Source organism: Amycolatopsis sp. WAC 01376, from assembly GCF_003947415.1.
GTDB lineage: Bacteria > Actinomycetota > Actinomycetes > Mycobacteriales > Pseudonocardiaceae > Amycolatopsis.
Genome location: NZ_QHKL01000004.1, coordinates 639,822 through 659,210 on the forward strand (window position 1 = coordinate 639,822; position 19,389 = coordinate 659,210).

General features: G+C 67.9%; 16 protein-coding genes. 7 read left to right on the forward strand and 9 right to left on the reverse strand.

Annotation, left to right across the window (positions count from 1 at the left end):
• Positions 1–414 precede the first annotated feature (414 nt).
• A complete protein-coding gene (locus DMH03_RS25535; protein ID WP_125794509.1) occupies positions 415–1,668 on the reverse strand; it encodes an HNH endonuclease signature motif containing protein in 1,254 nt (417 codons plus the stop codon).
• A 252-nt stretch (positions 1,669–1,920) separates the two neighbouring features.
• The gene (locus DMH03_RS25540; protein ID WP_125794510.1) at positions 1,921–2,529 is read right to left on the reverse strand and encodes a TetR/AcrR family transcriptional regulator; all 609 of its coding nucleotides are present in this window, start codon (positions 2,527–2,529) and stop codon (positions 1,921–1,923) included.
• A 119-nt stretch (positions 2,530–2,648) separates the two neighbouring features.
• Here DMH03_RS25540 and DMH03_RS25545 point away from each other — a divergent pair, with 119 nt between their 5' ends.
• From DMH03_RS25545 to DMH03_RS25555, 3 genes are read left to right on the forward strand one after another with little or no spacing between them, the layout of a single operon-like run.
• Entirely contained in the window at positions 2,649–3,497 is an 849-nt protein-coding gene (locus DMH03_RS25545; protein ID WP_233611633.1) for an SDR family NAD(P)-dependent oxidoreductase, read from the forward strand.
• Between the two features lie 25 nt (positions 3,498–3,522).
• Positions 3,523–4,650, forward strand: a complete 1,128-nt coding sequence (locus DMH03_RS25550) for a DUF5938 domain-containing protein (RefSeq protein WP_125794511.1) — start codon at positions 3,523–3,525, stop codon at positions 4,648–4,650.
• A 16-nt stretch (positions 4,651–4,666) separates the two neighbouring features.
• Positions 4,667–6,196, forward strand: a complete 1,530-nt coding sequence (locus DMH03_RS25555; RefSeq protein ID WP_125794512.1) for a long-chain fatty acid--CoA ligase — start codon at positions 4,667–4,669, stop codon at positions 6,194–6,196.
• Here DMH03_RS25555 and DMH03_RS25560 read toward each other — a convergent pair.
• Positions 6,193–7,098 carry an Lrp/AsnC family transcriptional regulator gene (locus DMH03_RS25560; protein WP_125794513.1) on the reverse strand — a complete coding sequence of 302 codons (906 nt, stop codon included), beginning with the start codon at positions 7,096–7,098 and terminating at the stop codon, positions 6,193–6,195. The two genes, DMH03_RS25555 and DMH03_RS25560, sit on opposite strands and share 4 nt — an antisense overlap.
• A gap of 210 nt (positions 7,099–7,308) precedes the next feature.
• Between DMH03_RS25560 and DMH03_RS25565 the strand changes: the two genes are divergently transcribed.
• Positions 7,309–8,970 carry an amidohydrolase gene (locus DMH03_RS25565; RefSeq protein ID WP_125794514.1) on the forward strand — a complete coding sequence of 554 codons (1,662 nt, stop codon included), beginning with the start codon at positions 7,309–7,311 and terminating at the stop codon, positions 8,968–8,970.
• Positions 8,967–10,247 (forward strand): MFS transporter, encoded by a 1,281-nt coding sequence (locus DMH03_RS25570; protein WP_125794515.1) that lies wholly within the window; start codon positions 8,967–8,969, stop codon positions 10,245–10,247. Before DMH03_RS25565 ends, DMH03_RS25570 begins: the two co-directional genes overlap by 4 nt.
• On the opposite strand, the gene DMH03_RS25575 is transcribed toward DMH03_RS25570, so the two are convergent.
• The 5 genes from DMH03_RS25575 to DMH03_RS25595 form a co-directional block, all read right to left on the reverse strand.
• Positions 10,244–11,818, reverse strand: coding sequence for a succinic semialdehyde dehydrogenase (locus DMH03_RS25575; protein WP_125794516.1), 1,575 nt, complete (start codon positions 11,816–11,818; stop codon positions 10,244–10,246). The two genes, DMH03_RS25570 and DMH03_RS25575, sit on opposite strands and share 4 nt — an antisense overlap.
• A 13-nt stretch (positions 11,819–11,831) precedes the next feature.
• Entirely contained in the window at positions 11,832–13,460 is a 1,629-nt protein-coding gene (locus DMH03_RS25580; RefSeq protein ID WP_125794517.1) for a GMC family oxidoreductase, read from the reverse strand.
• Between the two features lie 116 nt (positions 13,461–13,576).
• Positions 13,577–14,416 carry an LLM class F420-dependent oxidoreductase gene (locus DMH03_RS25585; protein WP_199749011.1) on the reverse strand — a complete coding sequence of 280 codons (840 nt, stop codon included), beginning with the start codon at positions 14,414–14,416 and terminating at the stop codon, positions 13,577–13,579.
• 47 nt (positions 14,417–14,463) lie between these two features.
• Positions 14,464–15,630, reverse strand: a complete 1,167-nt coding sequence (locus DMH03_RS25590; RefSeq protein ID WP_125794519.1) for a CaiB/BaiF CoA-transferase family protein — start codon at positions 15,628–15,630, stop codon at positions 14,464–14,466.
• Positions 15,627–16,784 carry an acyl-CoA dehydrogenase family protein gene (locus tag DMH03_RS25595; protein WP_125794520.1) on the reverse strand — a complete coding sequence of 386 codons (1,158 nt, stop codon included), beginning with the start codon at positions 16,782–16,784 and terminating at the stop codon, positions 15,627–15,629. The genes DMH03_RS25590 and DMH03_RS25595 overlap by 4 nt, the downstream gene beginning before the upstream one ends.
• 102 nt (positions 16,785–16,886) lie before the next feature.
• Between DMH03_RS25595 and DMH03_RS25600 the strand changes: the two genes are divergently transcribed.
• Complete coding sequence (locus tag DMH03_RS25600; protein WP_125794521.1) at positions 16,887–17,231, forward strand: hypothetical protein; 345 nt, start codon at positions 16,887–16,889, stop codon at positions 17,229–17,231.
• 116 nt (positions 17,232–17,347) lie between these two features.
• Positions 17,348–18,667 (forward strand): S9 family peptidase, encoded by a 1,320-nt coding sequence (locus tag DMH03_RS25605; RefSeq protein ID WP_125794522.1) that lies wholly within the window; start codon positions 17,348–17,350, stop codon positions 18,665–18,667.
• On the opposite strand, the gene DMH03_RS25610 is transcribed toward DMH03_RS25605, so the two are convergent.
• Positions 18,664–19,329 (reverse strand): S1 family peptidase, encoded by a 666-nt coding sequence (locus tag DMH03_RS25610; protein ID WP_125794523.1) that lies wholly within the window; start codon positions 19,327–19,329, stop codon positions 18,664–18,666. The genes DMH03_RS25605 and DMH03_RS25610 overlap by 4 nt on opposite strands.
• Positions 19,330–19,389: the final 60 nt, after the last annotated feature.

Below are 19,389 nucleotides of genomic sequence, written 5' to 3' on the forward strand. Positions count from 1 at the left end.
GGTTCGATGTCAAGCACAGTGCCGAACCTACGGGCGGGTCACGCGGTTTCCCATGCTCGGAATTGGGGTCCGGCGGTCTGGGATGCACAGTTCCCGCGTCGACGTCGTGCCCCCGGTTTCGAGCATTCCGCCGCACCACACCGGGACACCGGCGGCCGGGTTTGACGTTGACGATCCGGCACGCCTCCAGCCCGATGTCCGGTGGGTCGCCGCACGACCGGGGATGAGTTCCTGGTTCCCAATGTCGCATTGGAGACGCTCAGTGTCTCCGATGCGACATTGGGAACATCGGGCAGACCCTAGGCACTCGTCGGCACTAACGCGACCTACCCTGCACTACCCATCTGAACCAGTGCTGCCAGCCTGTAGGCATGCCGAAGGGCCCGTCGCCTGTGGCTGGCGGGCTCCTCCGGGTCAGACGTGGTGGAGGGTGTTGCGTCGGGGTTTTCGGAGTGGATCTCGGTATGGGGGTGGGATGAACTCCGGTAACCCATCGCCCGCCATCCGAACCTGCCAATCGCCGTGGTGGATCAGCCGGTGGTGGAATCCGCAGAGCAGCACCAGATTCCGGAGATCCGTAGGGCCTCCGTCTGCCCAGTGGTGAATATGGTGAGCGTGACAATTCTTGGGCCGCCGATGGCATCCGGGGAACGCGCAGCCGCCATCACGGATGTTCAACGCGCGTCGCTGGCCTGGGGTGACGAACCGTCGCAGCCGTCCCACGTCGAGGGGTTCTCCGGCGGCGCTCATCACGACCGGCAGCATCAGGCAGTCGCAGGCCGCCAGCCGGGCCTCGCGGGCAGTCATCGTCCCGACAAAGTCCAAGCACGCGGTCCCGAGACCGGACTTCAACTCGTCGAGGCCGATCGTGACATGCAGCAGAGTGCGATAGCCACTGGTACCCGGCTGGTCCGGGCACGCGATCGCCAAGTCCAGGATGTCGACCCAGGCATCACCCATGCGTTCGCATTTCAACCGGAGATCGGCCTGGCCGAACTCGTCCACCGGGCGTGGCTGCGCATAAGCCTCGAGCGCGGCGGCGGTGCGGGCACCGGTCTCGTCGTCGAGGAGCCCGGTGAGTTTCCAGAAGCCGTCTTTGCGGCGCTCCAGCGTGATTTCCCGGCGCGGCTGGGCGGGTTCGGGATCTTTCGGTTCGTTCCCGTCCGGATCCAGCCACGCCAGGAGGTTCGCCTCGGCATCCACCAACTGTCGGGGACCGGCGTCGCGGGCGAGGTCGGCGAGAATCTTCTCCGCACTCGCCCGATCCTCAACAGAGGTATCGGCGGGGAGCTTCTTCAAGATCTCCAAGATCTGGTCGATCCGCTCATCCCCGACCAACCCCTCCGCAGCGACAGCAGCCGTAGCCGGTGCGACAGGCGGAACCTCCGTGCCGTCCAACCCGCGGGTGGGGTTCAGGGCGATGGCCCGGTTCACCACCGCACCCGCCTCACTAACCGACAACCCCGCTATATCGGCGAACCAGTTCGCCGTACGACCATAGCCGTACAAGTCTTTGACACCACGAGACTCGATCTCCGCCAAGAACTGACCTAATCCGGCGGTGGCCATCCTGATCACCTGCAAAGACTGCTGCACGCCATGAGCAAGCTCCAGCTTGCCAGCGCGCCACAGTTCCTGCGGCAACTCGGGAAGAAAGGTCTCGGACACCCCTCAAGAATACCGCAAAACAATCGAACAAGCGTTCGTAATTTTAAGCAACAATCAAATCGAACAAACAACACTGAAGGGTGATTCAAGCAGGCCACGACAAGGCTGAGCTCATGATCCTCCGAGCACCCGCATGACATGAGTCCCGGCACGTCGAACTTCGCAGCACACCCTCAAGCCCGCCAAAGAATAAACTTTCGCCGCGGAAACCTCTCCAATGGACCCACCCCCGAGGCGACCCCAAAGCCAGACCTACGAAACCAGCTGCCCCATCAACGACCCGGCATCCTCAGCCAGACTGGTCTCTTCACCGGCGAGATGATGCAGCAGCGCCTGCTGGAACAAGCCGTCGAAAGCCGCATACGCGACCGACCGCGTCACGACCGGCGACGCGTCGGCGAGTTCGGCATAGCGTTCCACGACGCGCCAGATCATCGCTTGCCGCTGCGTGTCGATCTCGAGCACGTCGGTGCGGAACGCGGCCTCGAACAGGCTCTGGTTCCGCAGGTCGTACCAGAGCCGGTGCATCGCGGCGTCGGCCCGCAGCGTGCCCGCCATCGCGGCGCCGAAGCCCTGCTTGAGTTCTTCGGCCGACCGAGCCGCGGCCACGGCCTCGTCGTAGCGGGTGACGCACACTTCTTCGAACTTGCGGACCGCGTAGGTCAGCAGTTCCACCTTGTCGGTGAAGTAGTAGTGCAGCACCCCATGCGAGAAGTTCGATTTCTGGGCGATCTCCCGCAGGCTCGTCCTGGCGTACCCCAGTTCGGACAGCGCTTGCAGCGTCGAGTCCGCCAGTTCCGCCCGGCGCTGGGCGAACTTGTCCACGCTCCGGCGTGCGATCCGCTCGCTCGTCTCGGTCACCACGAGTTCCTGTCCGGTCCGGGAGCCCGCGCCTGCCGCGGGTCCCTCAGTCTAGCGTCGCGGAATTCTTGACGACTGTCCAAGAAAATCTTGACGACTGTCCAAAACAGGCTCAGGATGTGACCCACACCGCAACCGCGGACCGTCTCAAGGAGGAGAAGTCCATGGGTTCGTACGACCTTTCGGGCCGGAAAGCCCTGGTCACGGGTGGAGCGCAGGGCCTGGGAGCCGGGATGGCCGAAGCGCTCGCCCTGGCGGGCGCCTCGGTGGTCATCGGCGACCTCCAGGAGGATCTCGGGCGCGCCACCGCCGACCAGATCAAGCAGAAAGGCGCCAACGCGGGCTTCGTCCGGCTGGACGTCACCGACGAACAGAGCTGGGAGCAGGCGGTCGCCGCGGTCATCGGCGAACTCGGCGGGCTGGACATCGTGGTGAACAACGCCGGCGTCGAGATCACCGGGCTCGTCGCCGATCTGGACCCGGCCGACGTGCGCAAGATGCTCGACGTCAACGTGCTGGGCACCGCGCTCGGCGTGAAGCACGCCTTCCGCGCGATGCGGCCCGGCGGACCCGCGGGCACCGGCGGCGCCGTCGTGAACATCTCTTCGGTCGCCGCGACCATCGCCTTCCCTGGGATCGCGGGCTATTCGGCGACGAAATCGGCGGTCGACCGGCTGACCAGGGTCGCCGCGATGGAGGCCGGGAAACTCGGCTATGGCGTCCGCGTCAACTGCGTCTACCCCGGCCTCGTACCCACCCAGATGGGTAATCAGCTCGCGCAGGACGTCGTCGAGGTCGGCCTGTTCCCCAGCGTCGAAGAGGCCATCGGTGCCGTCATCGCGCAGACCCCGGCCGGACGGCTCGGCGAGGTCGCCGACATGGCCGACGCCGTCGTGTTCCTCGCTTCCGACGCGGCACGTTTCATCACCGGGGCCGGACTTCCGGTCGACGGCGGCATGGGCATGTGACCAGCACTTACCGAAAGGAATCACCATGAGCAGCCCCAAACCCGTCGTGGTCTACGGCGCATCCGGCTACACCGGACGGCTGATCTGCGAGTACCTGCGCGAGTACAACGTCCCGTTCATCGCCGCCGGCCGGGACAAGGCCCGCATCCAGGAAGCGCTCGACCACGTCCCCGGTCTCGACACCATCGACCACGAGGTCGTCGAGGTCTCGCACGACGTCGAAGCGCTCACCGAACTGTTCCGCGACGCCAAGGTCGTCTGCAACACCGTCGGCCCGTTCAGCGAGTACGGCCACGAGGTCGTCGAAGCCTGCCTGCGCACCGGAACGCATTATCTCGACACCACCGGCGAACAGGACTGGCTGATCTCCGCCGAAGACCGCTTTGGCGAGCAGATGGCGGAGAAGGGCCTTCTGCTCTCTCCCGGCATCGCGCAGATGTACACCACCGGCGAGATCGCGGCGAACCTGTGCCTGGAGACCCCCGGACTGGACACTTTGGACATCCTGGTCTTCTGGAAGGGCTATCCCACAGTCGCTTCGACGAAGACCATCCTCGTCAACGCCGCGCTGTCCGCCGCGTACTACCTCGAGCAGAATGAGTACCTGCCCTGGCCCGCGGACGGCGGCCTGCAGGACGTCACCGTGCCCGGCCATCACGAGACCGGCTTGGCCCTGCCCTGGGGCGGCACCTCTCATCCGGTCTGGTTCAAGAACGACGCCCGCGTGGCGAACGTCAAGGCCGTCGGTGGCGTTTTCGACCGCGCGCTCATGCAGGGGGTACCGCAGATCGTCGCGGCCGTTCTCCAACAGGTGAAAGACCTGCCGCTGGACGAAAAGTTGCGTGTACTGGCGGAGCAGGCCGCGGCGGTGCGCGACGAGATGCCGCCGCGGGAGAACCAGCGGCTCAACACGTCGCTCGATTCGGTGCACGCCTCGGGCCCGCTGGGCCGCGCGCACTGCGTCATCCACGGCACCTGCAACTACAAGCAGACCGGGCTGATGCAGGCTTACGGCGCCTACTCGCTGCTGCGACAGCCGCCGAAACGGGTCGGTTTCGCGTCCGGGTGCCAGGCTTTCGGCCACCGCGAACTGCTCGGCGTGCTACGAAGCTTCGGGCTGGTTTCGAAGCCGGTCTTGACCGTCCACGACTGACCGGGAGGACGAGCGCGTGCGACTGACCGACTATCTCGACAAGGGCGCTTCACTCGATCCGGCGGCCCCTTGCCTCACCATGGGCGACACGTCCCTCAGCTACGGCGAAGTGCGGGAACTGTCGTGGCGGGTGGGGCGGGCGCTGGCCCGGTCGGGCGTCAAGCCCGGCGACAAGGTGGCGATCCTGTCCGGGAACGACCCGCTGTCGTTCGGCTGCGTGTTCGGCATCAGCCGGGCCGGCGCCGTGTGGTGCCCGGTCAACCCGCGCAACGAGGCCGCCGAGAACAGGGAACTGCTCGACCTGTTCGACTGCACCTGCCTTCTGGTGCAGGAGTCCTTCGCACCGCTCGTCTCCCGAATGCTTCCGTACCTGCCGAAACTGTTCACTGTGGTCTGTCTTGACGGCTCGATGCCCGGCGCCGTCCCGTTTTCCGACTGGCTCGATGAGGCCGAACCCTGGGAGGAGACCCCGCCCGACGACATGGTCCTGCTCGTCGGCACCGGCGGTACCACCGGCCATCCGAAGGCGGTGATGCTCAGCGGTACCAACGTCGAGACGATGTCGGCGCTCACGCTGATGAGCTATCCGTTCACCGGGCGGCCGCGCTATCTGGCGCTCGCCCCGCTGACGCACGCGGCGGGCGTGCTCTGCTTCCCGGTCCTGACGCTCGGCGGCGAGATCGTCGTGATGCCGTCGCCGGACCTCGGCGAATTCCTCGCACTGATCGAAAGCCGCCGGATCACGCACACCTTCCTGCCGCCGACCCTGATCTACCTCCTGCTCGACAATCCGGCGCTGGACAGGGCTGATCTTTCGTCGCTGCAATGCCTTTGGTACGGCGCCGCGCCGATGTCGGCCACGAAACTCGCCGAAGCGATCACCCGGATCGGCCCGGTCTTCGGGCAGCTGTTCGGCCAAAGCGAAGCGCCCATGATGATCTCCACCCTCTCCCCCGCCGACCACGTCCATCCCGACGGCTCGCTCGCCCTCGAACGGTTCACCTCCGCGGGCAGGCCGACCCCGCTCACCCAGGTCGCGATCATGTCCGAGACGGGCGCGCTGCTGCCGCCCGGCGAACGCGGCGAGATCGTCGTCCGCGGTTCGCTGGTGATGCTCGGCTACTACAAGAATCCGGCCGCGACGGCGGAAGCGAGCGCGCACGGCTGGCATCACACGGGCGACATCGGGTACCTCGACGACGATCACTACCTCTACATCGTCGACCGCGCCAAGGACATGATCATCACCGGCGGCTTCAACGTCTATTCGGCCGAGGTCGAGCAGGCGCTCATGGCTCACGATGCGGTGCAGGACTGTGCCGTGATCGGGCTTCCGCACGAGAAATGGGGTGAGCAGATCACCGCCGTGGTCCAGCTCCACACCGGGAGGACGGCGGCGGCGCAAGAACTCCGTGCCGTGGTCAAGGAGCGGCTGGGCAGCGTCAAGACCCCCAAGGAGATCCTGATCTGGCCGGATCTCCCCCGGTCCAAGATCGGCAAGGTGCTCAAGACCGAGATCCGGAAATCCTTGCTGGACAACGACTAGCGGCGCGCGAGTTCTTCCGCGGTCGGCAACGGCCACTCGTAGCGTTCCTTGGCGATGCGGAGGTGGACCCACGTTTCCGCGGTCACGACGTCGGGCCTGCCGCTGATCTCTTCGAGCGCCCGGTCGAGGTCGCGGGCGGACTGCGCCGCGATGGTGGCGACGACGTCGAACCGGCCGATGGTCCTGGCGAGGAACTCGGTGTCGTCGCGCGCGGCGAGCGCCGCCGTCACGGAGTCGCCCGCGCCCCGCACGTTCAGGCCGATCCCGCAGACCAGGCCGGCGTCCGGGCGGGCCCGGCTGAGTACCGGCGCGATCCGGATGACGTCGTGCTCCACGAGGAAGCGCACGCGGGTGCGGGTGGCCGACGGCGACAGCCCGACGTGTTCGGCGATACGCGCGTAGCTTTCGCGCCCGTCGGCCTGCAACCGCAGCATGATCGCGAGGTCGCGATCGTCGAGCCGCAGCCAGGGCGGCAGCGGACGGCCAGGCATGAACAGGCCCTTGACCACGTCCACGTAGACGAGGGTGTTGACCTGTTCCACCTCCGGCAGGCCGCGGATGTCCGCCACCGTGCGGTAAAGCTCCGGGGAATCGGGCAGCCGCAACTCGGCGACGGTCTGGTACTCCCCGCTCACCGCGGAAACGAACGCCGCGGCGGGCAGCGCCGCGATGGCGTCCGTCGTCGCCTGCGAACGGCCCGACGTGCGGATCGCGAGATGCGCGTACGCGGTCAGGCCGAGGAACTCGGGATGGACCGCCGCGACCACGTTGAGCGAACCGTCGGCCTTCAGCTGCTCCAGCCGCGCCGACACGGCCGACCGTGACACCCCGACGCGATGGGCCAGATCGGCCACGCTCATCCGGCCGTCCGCGCGCAAAGCCGCGACCAACGCGTCGTCCACGGCGGTTTCCCCTCTGCTGAATTTCCGACGGCAGGCGGCACCATATCACCGGCCTTCCAGCCCGAACGACAGCCGAGATTGCGCGTTCTGTCCATGATCGCCGACATATCGATCGTGAACACCGTCCGTATACGACCGATCTGATTGCGCTCGCGGTTTTCGTCGCTTACCTTCGCCCCACTTCACCGTCGAATCCCTGGAGTCCGCGCGATGCGTCTGTTGCCCCTCGATCGTTCAGTCCTCGACGCGAGAGCGACGATCCTGCTTCCCGACGAGCTGGTGACCGTCGATGACGCCACCCAAGGCGCCGAATCGGTGCTCGTGTTCGGCGAGGAGATCGCCGCGGTCGGTTCCGTGGACGAGTGCCGCGCCCGCGCGGCAAGCCTCGGCCGTCCGGAGCCGGAGGTGCGACGTCTGCCGGGCACGCTGCTCCCGGGCTTCATCGATCCGCACGCCCATCCCTTGATGTACGGGCAGATGATGACCTGGGTGGACTGCGGCCCCGAACGAGCGTCGACCATTCCCGAGATCGTCGCGCTGCTGCGCGAAGCAGCCGAGAACACCCCGGCGGGCAGGCCCGTCCGAGGTTACGGCTACGAGCACCGCAACCTCGCCGAGAAACGGCATCCCCGCAAGGAGGAGCTCGACGCGGTCGCCGAAGACCGCGAGGTCTACCTCATGAACGCCAGCGGGCACGGCGGCGTGGTCAACAGCTTCACGTTGCGGCGCAACGGCGTCACGCGTGACACCCCGGATCCCGACGGCGGGGTGTTCTTCCGTGACGAGCACGGCGAACTCACCGGGGAGCTGTCGGACGCGGCGTGCAACATCCTCACCGGCGTCACCGGGGTGAAGGTCGGGCGGCACGGGCCGAACTTCCACCTCGAGGACGAGCCGGAGGAGCACGCGCGGCAGCTGGCCGCCGCGCAGGAGAAGTTCCTCGCCGCGGGCGTGACCGCCATCGGCGACGCCCAGGTCACGCGCCGCGAGTTCGACATGTACCTGCGGCTGGACGAAGCCGGCGAGCTCAAGACGCGTGTCCACATGTACCTGCTGTCGCATCTGCTCGACCAGGCTCTGGAAATGGGGCTGCACGGTGCTTTCGGCACCGCTCGCCTCGCTTTCGCGGGGATCAAGTTCTACGCCGACGGCACGCTCGGCGGCTGGACCGCGTACTTCCCGGACGGCTACGTCGGCGATCCCTGCCGCACTGGGCAGCTTTACCACGACCCGAAGGACTACTCCGCGCTCATCGGCAAGGCGCACGAGGCCGGGCTCCAGACCGCGACCCACGCCCAGTCCCCCGACGCGATCGCGATGGTGCTCGACGCCATCGAGGACGCGCAGCGGCGAAATCCCCGGCCCGACGCCCGTCACCGCATCGAGCATTGCGGGCTGCCGTCCCCGGAGCAGATCAAGCGGATGGCCGCGCTCGGCGTCCACCCGGTCAACCAGCCGCAGCACTACTACAACTGGGGCGAAGGCGTCACCGACGCGGTCGGCACCCCCGGCGAGCGCTTCAACCCGCTCGGCGAGTTCCAGGCGGCAGGCGTGCCGGTCACGCTGAGCTCGGACGCCCCGGTCGCGGAGCCGAACCCGCTCGAAGCCATCCAGACCGCGGTGACCAGGACGACCCGCCGCGGTCACCGGCTCGGCGGCGACGAGCTGCTGATCGACGTCCGGTCGGCCGTCGCCGCCCACACGATCGCCGGGGCCAGGGTGCTCGGCCGTGAGCGCGACCTCGGCTCGATCACCCCCGGTAAACGCGCCGATTTCGTGCTGCTCGGCGAGAATCCCCTCACCTGCGAGCCGGACCGGATCGCCGGTATCCGCGTGCTCGAAACCTGGATCGACGGCGAGGTGGCCCGATGACCGTCCAAACCGACACCCAGTCGCTCCGTCGAGCCCGCCGGGCCGGGCTCGCGGCCTTCGTCGGCACCACCATCGAGTGGTACGACTTTTACATCTACGCCACGGCGGCGAGCCTGGTCTTCGGCACCGTGTTCTTTCCCGCGACCGGCGACCGGCTGACCGGGGTCGCGGCGGCCTTCGCGACCTACGCGGTCGGGTTCTTCGCCCGGCCGCTCGGCGGCATCGTGTTCGGGCACGTCGGTGACCGGGTCGGCCGCAAGACCGCGCTCGTGGTGACCCTGACCATGATGGGCGCGGCGACCTTCCTCGTCGGCTGCCTGCCCGGATACGCCCAGATCGGCACGTGGGCGCCGATCCTGCTCGTGGTGCTCAGGTTCGTGCAGGGGCTCGCCGTCGGCGGCGAGTGGGGCGGTGCCGTGCTCATGGCCGTCGAACACGCGCCGCCGGACAAGAAGACCTTCTACGGCGCCTTCGCGCAGGCGGGGAATCCGGCGGGCGCGCTGCTGGCCACCGGTCTGTTCAGTCTCCTGAGCATCGGCGGCACCGAATGGCTCACCACGTGGGGCTGGCGGATCCCCTTCTTCGCGTCCGTGCTGCTCATCGGCGTCGGCCTCATCGTGCGCCTGAAGGTCGAGGAGTCACCGGTCTTCGAAGAAGCCGCCGAGGAAACCGGCGCGCCGATCCTGTACGCCGTCCGGACGAACTGGAAGCCGATCCTGCTGGGCATCTGCGTGCTGCCCGTCGCGGTCGGCGGCTACTACCTCGTCACCACTTTCGCGACGGCGTACGCGACCGATCCGGCCGTCGGCGTCTCCGAATCGCTGGTGCTCAACGCGCTCACCATCGCCGCGTTCGTCGAACTGGTCGTCAGCTTCGGCGCGGCCTGGCTCGGTGATCGCTTCGGCCGGGTGCGGGTGGTCGTGATCGGCTTGGTCGGCGTCGCCGTGCTCGCGGCTCCGCAGTTCCTGGTGCTCTCGACCAAGAACGCGGCGCTGATCATCGCGGCGTTCGTGGCGATGCGCCTCGCGATGACGGCGACCTACAGTCCGATCGCTGCCATCCTGTCGCAGATGTTCCGCCCGCGGGCGCGGTACACCAGCATCTCGCTGTCCTACCAGCTGGCGGGCGCGCTCTTCGGCGGCCTCTCGCCGTTGGTGTCGACCCTCTTGTTCCAGGCGACGGGCAGTGTCTGGCCGGCGATCGGCCTGCTGATCGGCATGTGCGTGCTCAGCATCGCCTGTGTGCTGGCCGCACCGCAGCACACCGACGACGTCTAACGAATACGCAGACGCCGCATGAGTTTCAGCCCGGACAGCATCCCCTCGACGTACTTCTCGTAGGTCTGGCCGCCGCGGGGACCCATGACCTGCTTCTTGAGCACCGCCACGTTCTTCACGTCGGTGTACTTGAGCAGGCCCTGGTCCCCGTGGCGGGCGCCGACGCCCGAATTCTTGACGCCGCCGGACGGCGTCCCCTTCGCGGCGTACGCGGTGGCGAGGATGTCGTTGATGTTGACGTTGCCGGATTCGATCCGCGCGGCCACGGCGCGGGCGGCGTCGACATTCCCGCCCCAGATCGAGGCGTTGAGGCCGTACTCGGTGTCGTTGGCGAACGCGACGGCCTCGTCGACCGTGCGGTACTTGTGCAGCGCGACAACGGGTCCGAAGGTTTCGGTGACACCGCAGAGCATGTCCTTCGTAACACCTTCGAGGATCGTCGGTTCGAAGAACGCCGGGCCGAGATCGGGCCGCGGCTTTCCTCCACAAAGGACGGTCGCACCCTTCGCGACGGCGTCGTCGACATGCGACTTGACCCGGCTCATGTGATCGACGGAGACGAGAGAGCCCATGTCCGGCCCGAAGTCGTAGGCGGCGCGGACGTCGAGCGCCTTGGTCTTGGCCACGTACGCGTTCTTGAACTCGTCGTACCGGGACTCCGGCAGGTAGATCCGCTCGATGTGCATGCAGATCTGCCCGGTGTTGCCGAAAGCGCCGAAGATCGCGCCCTGCACGGTCTCGGTCAGGTCGGCGTCTTCGAGCACGATCATCGGGTTCTTGCCGCCGAGTTCGAGACAGCAGCCGATGAGGTTGCGGCCCGCCCGTTCGCCGATCACCCGGCCGGTCGCCGTCGAACCGGTGAACATCACGTAGTTCGCCTGGTCGATGAGGGTGGGGCCGACGTCGGGCCCCTCGCCGCACACCACCTGGAACAGGCCCTTCGGCAGCCCGGCCTTCTCCAGCAGCTCGACGCCGTAGAGCGGGGAGAGCGCGGTCTTGTTGTCGGGTTTCAGCACCACCGCGTTCCCGGCCATCAACGCCGGGACGGCGTCGGAAATGCCGGTGGCGAACGGAAAGTTCCACGGCGCGATGATCCCGACCACACCTTTGGGCTGCCGGACTTCGGTCGACGTCGTCAGGAACGGGACCGGTCCGCCGCGTTTGGTCGGCGCCAGCAGTTTGGCCGCCCGCGTGAGGTAATGGCTCATCACCATCGCCGGGTCGCAGGTCTCCTCGATCGCCATCCGCCGGTTCTTGCCGCTCTCGACCTGGATGAGGTCGGTGACGGCCGGCGCGTTGTCGACGAAGAGCGTGTGCGCCCGTTTGAATATCTCCAGCCGCTGCTTGAGCGGCGTCGCGGCCCATTTCTCCTGCGCGGCGCGAGCGGTGGTGAACGCCTGCTCGATGTCGGCGGGTGTCGACTGGGGCAGCTCGACGAGCACGTCACCGGTGTAGACCTCGGTGAGCTTCCAGGTCGCGCCGGACGAGCCCGGCACGCGGGCGACGAGGCGTCGCAGGAACGCGTCGGTCACCGACGCCGGACGGGTGAGCGCGAGCGGTGTGACGGTCATGGCCCTCTTTCCGTCAGTTATCTGAGAGGACGAGCTGCGCGCCCATCTCGCCGATCATGATGGCGGGCGCGTTGGTGTTGCCGCCGGTGATCGACGGCATGATCGAGGCGTCGCAGACCCGCAGGCCGTCGACACCGCGGACCTTCAGGTCGGGACCGACGACCGCGAGCTCGTCGACGCCCATCCGGCAGGTGCCGACGCCGTGGTAGACCGAGGTCGCACGATTCAGGATCGCGTCACGCAACTCCTGGCCCCGCAGCCCCTTGCCCGGGTGGAGTTCTTCCTTGATCGAGCCGTTGAACGCCCCCGAGGCGAAGATCTCGCGGACCATCTCCGAGCCCTCGCCGAGCACTTCGAGGTCGGCCGGGTCGGACAGGTACTGGGGGTCGATGAGCGGTGCCGCCGAGGGATCGGCCGAAGCGAGGCGCAGGGTGCCGCGGCTCTTCGGGTAGATCAGCGTGGTCAGCACGGTGAGCGCGGGCCGTTTGTCGACGTCGTGCCGGATCGGCGCGTCCTGGTTGGGCGTCACGTACGCCCAGGGCAGGAGGTGCAGCTGGAGGTCGGGGACTTCGGCGGCCTGAGAGGTCTTGAGGAAGGCGACCGCCTCGAAGACCGAGTTCGCCAGGAACGTCGTGCCGGGCCGCATCAGTTCGCTGACGAGGCCGCGCGCGAAGTACGGCGGCGTGCCCCTGTTCTTGCTCGACGACGCGCGGAAGGTCAGCGCGTGGAACATGTGGTCGTGCAGGTTGTCGCCGACCGGCAGATCCGCGACGACGTCGATGCCGTGCTCCTTCAGGTGCTCGGCATGGCCGATCCCGGACAACATCAGCAGCTGCGCCGATCCGACGAAGCCACCCGCGAGGATGACCTCCTTGCCCGCGCGCAGCGTGCGCTGTCCCCCGTTCGCGTCGACGACCTCGACGCCGACCGCACGGCCGTTCTCGATGAGCACCTTCTTCGCCAGCACGCCGGACTGGACCTGCAGCGTGGCGGGTGCGAGATGGTGGATGTAGCCGCGCGAGGCGCTGTACCGCAGGCCGTCGGCGGCGTTCTGCTGCATCCGGCTGACGCCCTCTTGGGACTCGGCGTTGTAGTCGTCGAGGATCTCGCAGCCGATCGCCTCCGCGGTCGCCTGGAGGAACTGGAGCGTGCCCTCCTGCGGGGTCTTGTTGCGGGTGACCCGGATCGGCCCGCCCGAGCCCCGGAACTCGGTCTCGCCGTCCTCGAAGTCCTCCATCCGCTTGTACGCGGCGTTGACGCTGTCTGCGTCCCAGCCCTTGTTGCCCTCGGCGGCCCAGGAGTCGAAGTTGGCGCGGTTGCCGCGGACGTAGACCATGCCGTTGATGGAGCTGGATCCGCCGACCACCTTGCCGCGCGGCACCGGCATCCGCCGATCGAGAACGTGTTTCTGCGGGACCGAGTAGTACCCCCAGTCGAACGGCTTCTTCAGCTGGGGCACCGCGTGCATGGGACCGACCAGCCCCGGCTTCTTGACGAGCATCCTGTCGTCGCTCTTCCCCGCCTCGAGCACGATCACGCTGGCACCGGACTCCGCCAGCCTGCCCGCGATCGCAGCTCCCGAGCTGCCCGATCCGACGACCACGTAGTCGGCCTCGTCGCCGCGCGCAGCCCTGTTCGCCATGTCCGCTCCTCGGTCAGCCCACCGTGCAGAACTGTAACCTGTTCTAGTTCTGTCACCGTATAGCGAGACCGGCCGGTTCCGCAACGGGCCGTCGCTCCCGGCCGGTCTCCGAGCTCTCAGCGCAGCGGCTCGAGCACCTTCGCCAGCGGCTCCAGCACGGCGGGGGTGTGCGGCGGCGGCAGGTAGATGATCGCCAGGTCGAGGCCCTTTTCGCCGAGTGCTTCCACATCCGCGGCGACCTTGGCGTAGCCACCGTCCGCGTCAAGGCGGACGTGCGAGGACAAGGTGATCTCGTTCGGATCCCGGCCGATGTCCGCGCAGTGCCGGTGCAGCACCTCGCGCTTGTGCGCGAACTCCTCCGGCGTGCCGCCGACGAAGTTCCAGTGCTGGGCGTACTTCGCGGCCGTGCGCAGGGTCCGCTTCTCGCCGCTGCCGCCGATGCAGATCGGCGGATGCGGCTTCTGCACACCCTTCGGTTCACAGCGGGCGTCGGTCAGCTGATAGTGCTCACCCTGGAACGTGGTGGTCTCCTGGGTCAGCAGGCCGACGAGCACCTCGCAGGCTTCCTCGAACCGGTCGCTGCGTGCCTTGATGGTGCCGAGTTCCATGCCGTACGCGCCGGATTCCTCCTCGTTCCAGCCCGCGCCGACGCCGATCTCCAGCCGTCCGCCGGAAACGATGTCCAGTGTCGCGGCCATGTTCGCGAGAAGCGCGGGGTGCCGGTAGTGGATCCCGCTGACCAAGGTGCCCAGCCGGAGCCGTTTCGTGGCCTGCGCGAGCGCGGTGAGAGTCACCCACCCTTCCAGGCAGGGACCGGTCGAATCCGAGAAAATGGGATAGAAGTGATCGAAGGTCCAGCCCGATTCGAAGAGTTCGATCTCGTCGGCGGCCTGCCAGACGGCGAGCATGTCGGACCAAACGGTGTCCTGCGGCGAAGTCTTGATGGCGAAACGCATGAACTTGATCGTAAACCTGGAGTTCCTCCAGTCGCGCCGATTTGAATTCAGCCCGCGATACCGCGGCGAAGGTACTCGTCAGCGTCCACTCCGGACTCGACGAGCAAGGCCCGAGTGTGTTCCCCCAGCGCCGGGACGTCGCCCATGCACGCCTCGAAATCGTCGAAGGTCACCGGCGGCAGCAGCGCGTCGATCCGGGCGAATTCGGTGCCGACCTTGCGCCAGCGATCACGGGCCCGCAGCTGGGGATGATCGGCGACCTGGCCGACGTCCTTGAGCTGCGCGGCGGGTACCCCGGCCGCGGCGAGCCGATCGTCGAGTTCGCTGTTGGACCACTGCGAAGTCCGGGCGGCGACGGCGGCGTCGCATTCCGCGCGGTGGGCCACGCGCCGCACGTTCGTGGTGAAGCGCGGGTCGTCGGCGAGTTCGGGCGCGCCGAGTACGTCGGTGACGAGGGTGCGCCAGCCGGTGTCGTTCTGGACGCCGATCAGCATCTGGCCGTCGCGGGTGGGAAAGGCGTCGTACGGCGCGATCGAACTGTGGCTCAGGCCCATCCGCTCCGGCTCGGTTCCGGCGTACATCCGGGTGTTGAGCGCGTATCCCATCCATTCGACGGTGGCCTCCAGCATCGAGACCTCGATCGTCGCGCCCTCGCCGGTACGCCAGCGGCGCAGCAACGCCGCCAGCACCGCCTGCGCGCAGTACATGCCGGAAGCGATGTCCGCGGTCGGGATCCCGGTCTTCGCCGGAGCGTCCGGGGTGCCGGTGATCGCGATGAGCCCGGCCTCGGCCTGGACCAGCATGTCGTAGGCCTTGCGCCGCTCCATCGGCCCGCCCGCCCCGAATCCGGACAGGTTCACCACGACCAGCTCGGGATGGTCAGCCCGCAGATCACCGAAACCGAGCCGCTCGGCCGCACCGGGAGCGAGGTTCTGCACGAACACGTCGGCCTTCGCGACCAGCCGCCGGACGACGTCACGGCCTTCGGCGGTCTTGAGGTCGACGGCGAGCGATTCCTTGCCTCGGTTCAGCCACACGAAATGCGCGCCGGTGCCGTGCACGGCGTGGTCGTAGGCACGCGCGAAATCCCCGCCGTCGACACGCTCGACCTTGATCACGCGCGCGCCGAGATCGGCGAGGTTGCGGGTGGCCAGCGGAGCGGCGACAGCCTGTTCGATGGCGACGACCGTGACCCCTTCGAGCGGCCGGGTCATGCTTTCTTCTTCTCGGCCCGCACCAGCCCACCACCGATGATCAGCCGCTGGATCTCACTGGTCCCCTCGTACAACCGCATCAACCGGACGTCCCGGTAGATGCGCTCGACCGGGACCTCGCGCATATAGCCGCTTCCGCCGTGAACCTGCACCGCCAGGTCCGCGGCCTTGCCCGCCATCTCGGTGCAGAACAGCTTCGCCGCGGACGGCGCGATCCGCCGGTCCTCCCCCGTCACATACAACCGGGCGGCCTCCCGAGCGAGCGCCCGGCCGGCGAGCACACCGGTCTGCTGATCCGCGAGCATCGCCTGCACCAGCTGGAAATCCCCGATCGGCGTGCCACCCTGAGTCGCCGTCGCTGCGTACGAGACCGACTCGTCGAGCGCCCGCTGCGCCGCTCCGACCGCCAGCCCCGCCATGTGGATCCGACCGCGGGCCAACGACGTCATCGCCGCCTTGTACCCGACATCCCCGTCCCCGCCGACGAGTGCTTCCGGCCCGACACGCACCTGCGAGAAGGTGACGTCCGCGGTGCGCGAGCCTTCCTGCCCCATCTTCGCGTCCTTCGCGCCGACCGTGATGCCTGGCGCGTCCGCGGGCACCAGGAACACCGCGATGCCCGTGCCCATACGCGCGAAAACCACGAAAAGACCGGCCTCGGTGGCGTTGGTGATGAACTGCTTGCCGCCGTCGATGATCCAGCCGTCACCCTCCGGCTTCGCACTGGTCCGCAGCCCGGCCGGATTCGATCCCGCGCCCGGCTCGGTCAGCGCGAACGACGCGACGACCTCACCCGACGCGATCCCGGGCAGCCACCGCGCCCGCTGTTCCTCCGTCCCGAATCCCACCAGCACCTGTCCGGCGATCCCGTTGTTCGTCCCGAACATCGACCGCAACGCCAAGGAGGTGTAACCGAGCGTCATCGCCACCTCGACGTCCTGCACCAGATCGAGGCCGAGCCCACCCCACTCCTGCGGGATCGCGTACCCGAACAACCCCATCGCCGCCGCCTGCGCCCGCAGATCGGCCGGGATGGCGTCCGTGCTCATGATCTCCAGCTCACGGGGCATCACGCGGGTGCGGACGAAGTCGTCGATCTGGCCGAGGACGGCCGCGAACACGTCGTCGGGGACGTCGGGGTTACCGGTGTACATGCCCCTCACTATCGATCACCGGCGGGAGTACGGTCCACTCCCCCGAGTGGACCTGGCCGTGAGACCTACCGGAAATCTTGATCATCGACTTAACGTCGTCCTATGCGTACACGTACTGCTTTCCTCGCCATGGCCAGTGCCGTCGCCCTGTGTTTCACGATCCCCGCGACGGCCTCCGCTGCTGAAGGTGAATTCACCTATCGCTACTACGACGAACACGAAGAGCTCCAGGTCGGCACCCTGGTGGACCCGCCCAGCGGCGAATGCATCGAAATCCCCGAAATAGCCGACTGGGACGTCGACGCGTTCCGTCCGCGCAACAACACCGACTCGACGGCGGTGGTCTTCCTCGACGACGAATGCAAGAGCGACTCCTACTTTTCGCTCCGCCCCTTCGGTGGCCGCGGTTCGGACAGACTTCTCCTGCGGTCGGTCGTCTTCAGTTAGGCCGAGCGGACCTCGACACTTCACCCCGTGCGGCGAAAGATGAGTCCCGGGGGGTGGTCTTCATGGCCCGACGTGGTCTCGTTTTCCTGGCCCTGTTAACGATCTTTCTGGGGCTGATGGTTCCCCGCGCCACAGCGGATGCCCCCGTCACCAGGTACGAGGGCGAGCTCGAAGGCGCGCGTTATCTGGTGCTGGTGCCGGAAAACTGGAACGGCACGCTCATGCTGTGGAGTCACGGGATGTACTCCCTGGCGTATCCGGAGCCGGAGCGGATCGCGCTGACCTCGCAGCCCACGACCGAGTCTTACCTGCTGGAGCAGGGCTACGCGCTGGCCGCGTCGCAGTACCGGACCGTGCGCGGCTGGTCGATCGAGGAGGCGCTGACCGACCAGATCCGGTTGCACGACTGGTTCGCCCGCACCGTCGGCCCGCCGCGCCGGACCATCGCGGCGGGCGAATCGATCGGGGCGATCACCGCGACCCTGCTCGCCGAGCGGAACCCGCGCCGGTTCGCCGGGTTGATGACCTTCTGCGGCAACCTCGCCGGCGGGGCCGCGCACTGGAACTCCGGGCTCGATCTCGGCTACGCGCTGAACACACTGCTCGACGCGCGACTGGAACTAGTACGGATCACCGACCCCGCGGCCAACGTGAGCCGGTTCACCAACGTGGTGCAGGCCGCCACCGCGAACCCGCAAGTCCAGGCCCGCCTCGCGCTGGCGAACGCGCTGGCCGAGATCCCCGGCTGGTTCGACGCCACCCGCCCCCGTCCGCCGGACGTCGCGGAACAGGTTTTCTGGCAGGGCGTATGGGATCGTTTCTACCGCGCCGGCGCGTTCGGCGTCGACAGGGTCGCGTTGGAACAGCGCGCGGGCGGCAACCCGAGCTGGAACGTGGGTGTCGACTACCGGCGGATCCTGGCGAAGGCAGGCGAGCGGCCGCTGGTGGAACGCGCCTACGCGGAAGCGGGCCTCGATCTCGGCGCCGACCTCGACAAGCTGGCGAAGGCGCCGCGAGTCGCACCCGATCCGGCCGCGGCCGGATACCTGGCGCGCTTCGGACTGCCACTAGGACGCACGCCGTTCCCGGTGCTGACCACGCACACCGTCGCGGACGGCATCGCGCCGGCGGCGCACGAACGCGCCTACGCCGAGCGGGTCGGGCCGGGCGGCGATCTCCGTCAGCTGTTCGTGAACCGGGCCGGACACTGTGTGTTCACCGCGTCCGAGGAGATCACCGCCCTGCGCACGCTGGAGCGGCGGCTGGACCGCGGACACTGGCCGTCGAGCGGGCCTACCGCGCTGAACGCCGAAGCCGCCGGGCTCGCGCCGGAACACCAGACGATCTTCGACGCCGTCGGAGAAGCCCGGGTCACGACCACGCCGGCGTTCGCGTGGCACTCCCCTCCCCCGTATCCGAGGGCGCTGCCGTTCTAGGTTCCGGTGAGGATCGTCAGCCCGTAGGCCGACAGGACGCGGTTGACCGGGAAGAAGTAGGTGGTGCCTCCGCTGGAGCAGTTCCCGCTGCCGCCGACCAGTACTCCCTGTGCCTGCGTCCCGCTGACGAACGGCCCGCCGTTGTCACCCGGCTCGGCGCATACGGAAGTGCGGGTCAAGCCGGTCAGCGTTCCTTCGGGGAAGGTGATCGACACGTTCTTCGCCTGGATGATCCCGCAGTGCCAGCCGGTGGTCGCGCCGTACCGGCACACCGACGAGCCGACCGGCGCTTCGCCCGAACCGGTGATCGTCACCCGGCTGTCGGTGGGCGGGATCGATCCCACCAGCCGCCAGTCGGTCGTGTTGGTCACGCGGATGACGATCGCGCCGGTCGGCGGGACCTGGGCGCCCACGACCACCCCGACCACCCTGCCCGCGCTGCGGATGGTGTCGCCGGGTTTGCCGCAGGAGGAACTCGCGATCAGGTAGCCGGTCTTGCCGGAGACGGCGGCGAATCCCGCCGTGCACCGGGACGAGACGCTGGTCTGCAACACGCTCCCGCCGCCGAGCGGGGCCGGCGCGCTCGCTTGCGCCGTCGGCGGCAGGGCCAGGCAGAAGACCAAGGCGAGGCCGAACAGGAAGTGGAATCGGGGCAGTCTCATGGGACCCTCCGATGGCCGGGGATCCCCTGATCGTAACGAGCGAGGCGCCCCGGCCCATCC

Bases quoted from the DNA above. Each gene is read 5' to 3' on its own strand.
- DMH03_RS25595 (WP_125794520.1), bottom strand. From the start codon at position 16,784: ATGTACACCGGTAACCCCGACGTCCCCGACGACGTGTTCGCGGCCGTC.
- DMH03_RS25605 (WP_125794522.1), top strand. From the start codon at position 17,348: ATGGTTCCCCGCGCCACAGCGGATGCCCCCGTCACCAGGTACGAGGGC.
- DMH03_RS25600 (WP_125794521.1), top strand. From the start codon at position 16,887: ATGCGTACACGTACTGCTTTCCTCGCCATGGCCAGTGCCGTCGCCCTG.
- DMH03_RS25570 (WP_125794515.1), top strand. From the start codon at position 8,967: ATGACCGTCCAAACCGACACCCAGTCGCTCCGTCGAGCCCGCCGGGCC.
- DMH03_RS25610 (WP_125794523.1), bottom strand. From the start codon at position 19,329: ATGAGACTGCCCCGATTCCACTTCCTGTTCGGCCTCGCCTTGGTCTTC.
- DMH03_RS25575 (WP_125794516.1), bottom strand. From the start codon at position 11,818: ATGACCGTCACACCGCTCGCGCTCACCCGTCCGGCGTCGGTGACCGAC.
- DMH03_RS25590 (WP_125794519.1), bottom strand. From the start codon at position 15,630: ATGACCCGGCCGCTCGAAGGGGTCACGGTCGTCGCCATCGAACAGGCT.
- DMH03_RS25585 (WP_199749011.1), bottom strand. From the start codon at position 14,416: ATGCGTTTCGCCATCAAGACTTCGCCGCAGGACACCGTTTGGTCCGAC.
- DMH03_RS25580 (WP_125794517.1), bottom strand. From the start codon at position 13,460: ATGGCGAACAGGGCTGCGCGCGGCGACGAGGCCGACTACGTGGTCGTC.
- DMH03_RS25565 (WP_125794514.1), top strand. From the start codon at position 7,309: ATGCGTCTGTTGCCCCTCGATCGTTCAGTCCTCGACGCGAGAGCGACG.
- DMH03_RS25550 (WP_125794511.1), top strand. From the start codon at position 3,523: ATGAGCAGCCCCAAACCCGTCGTGGTCTACGGCGCATCCGGCTACACC.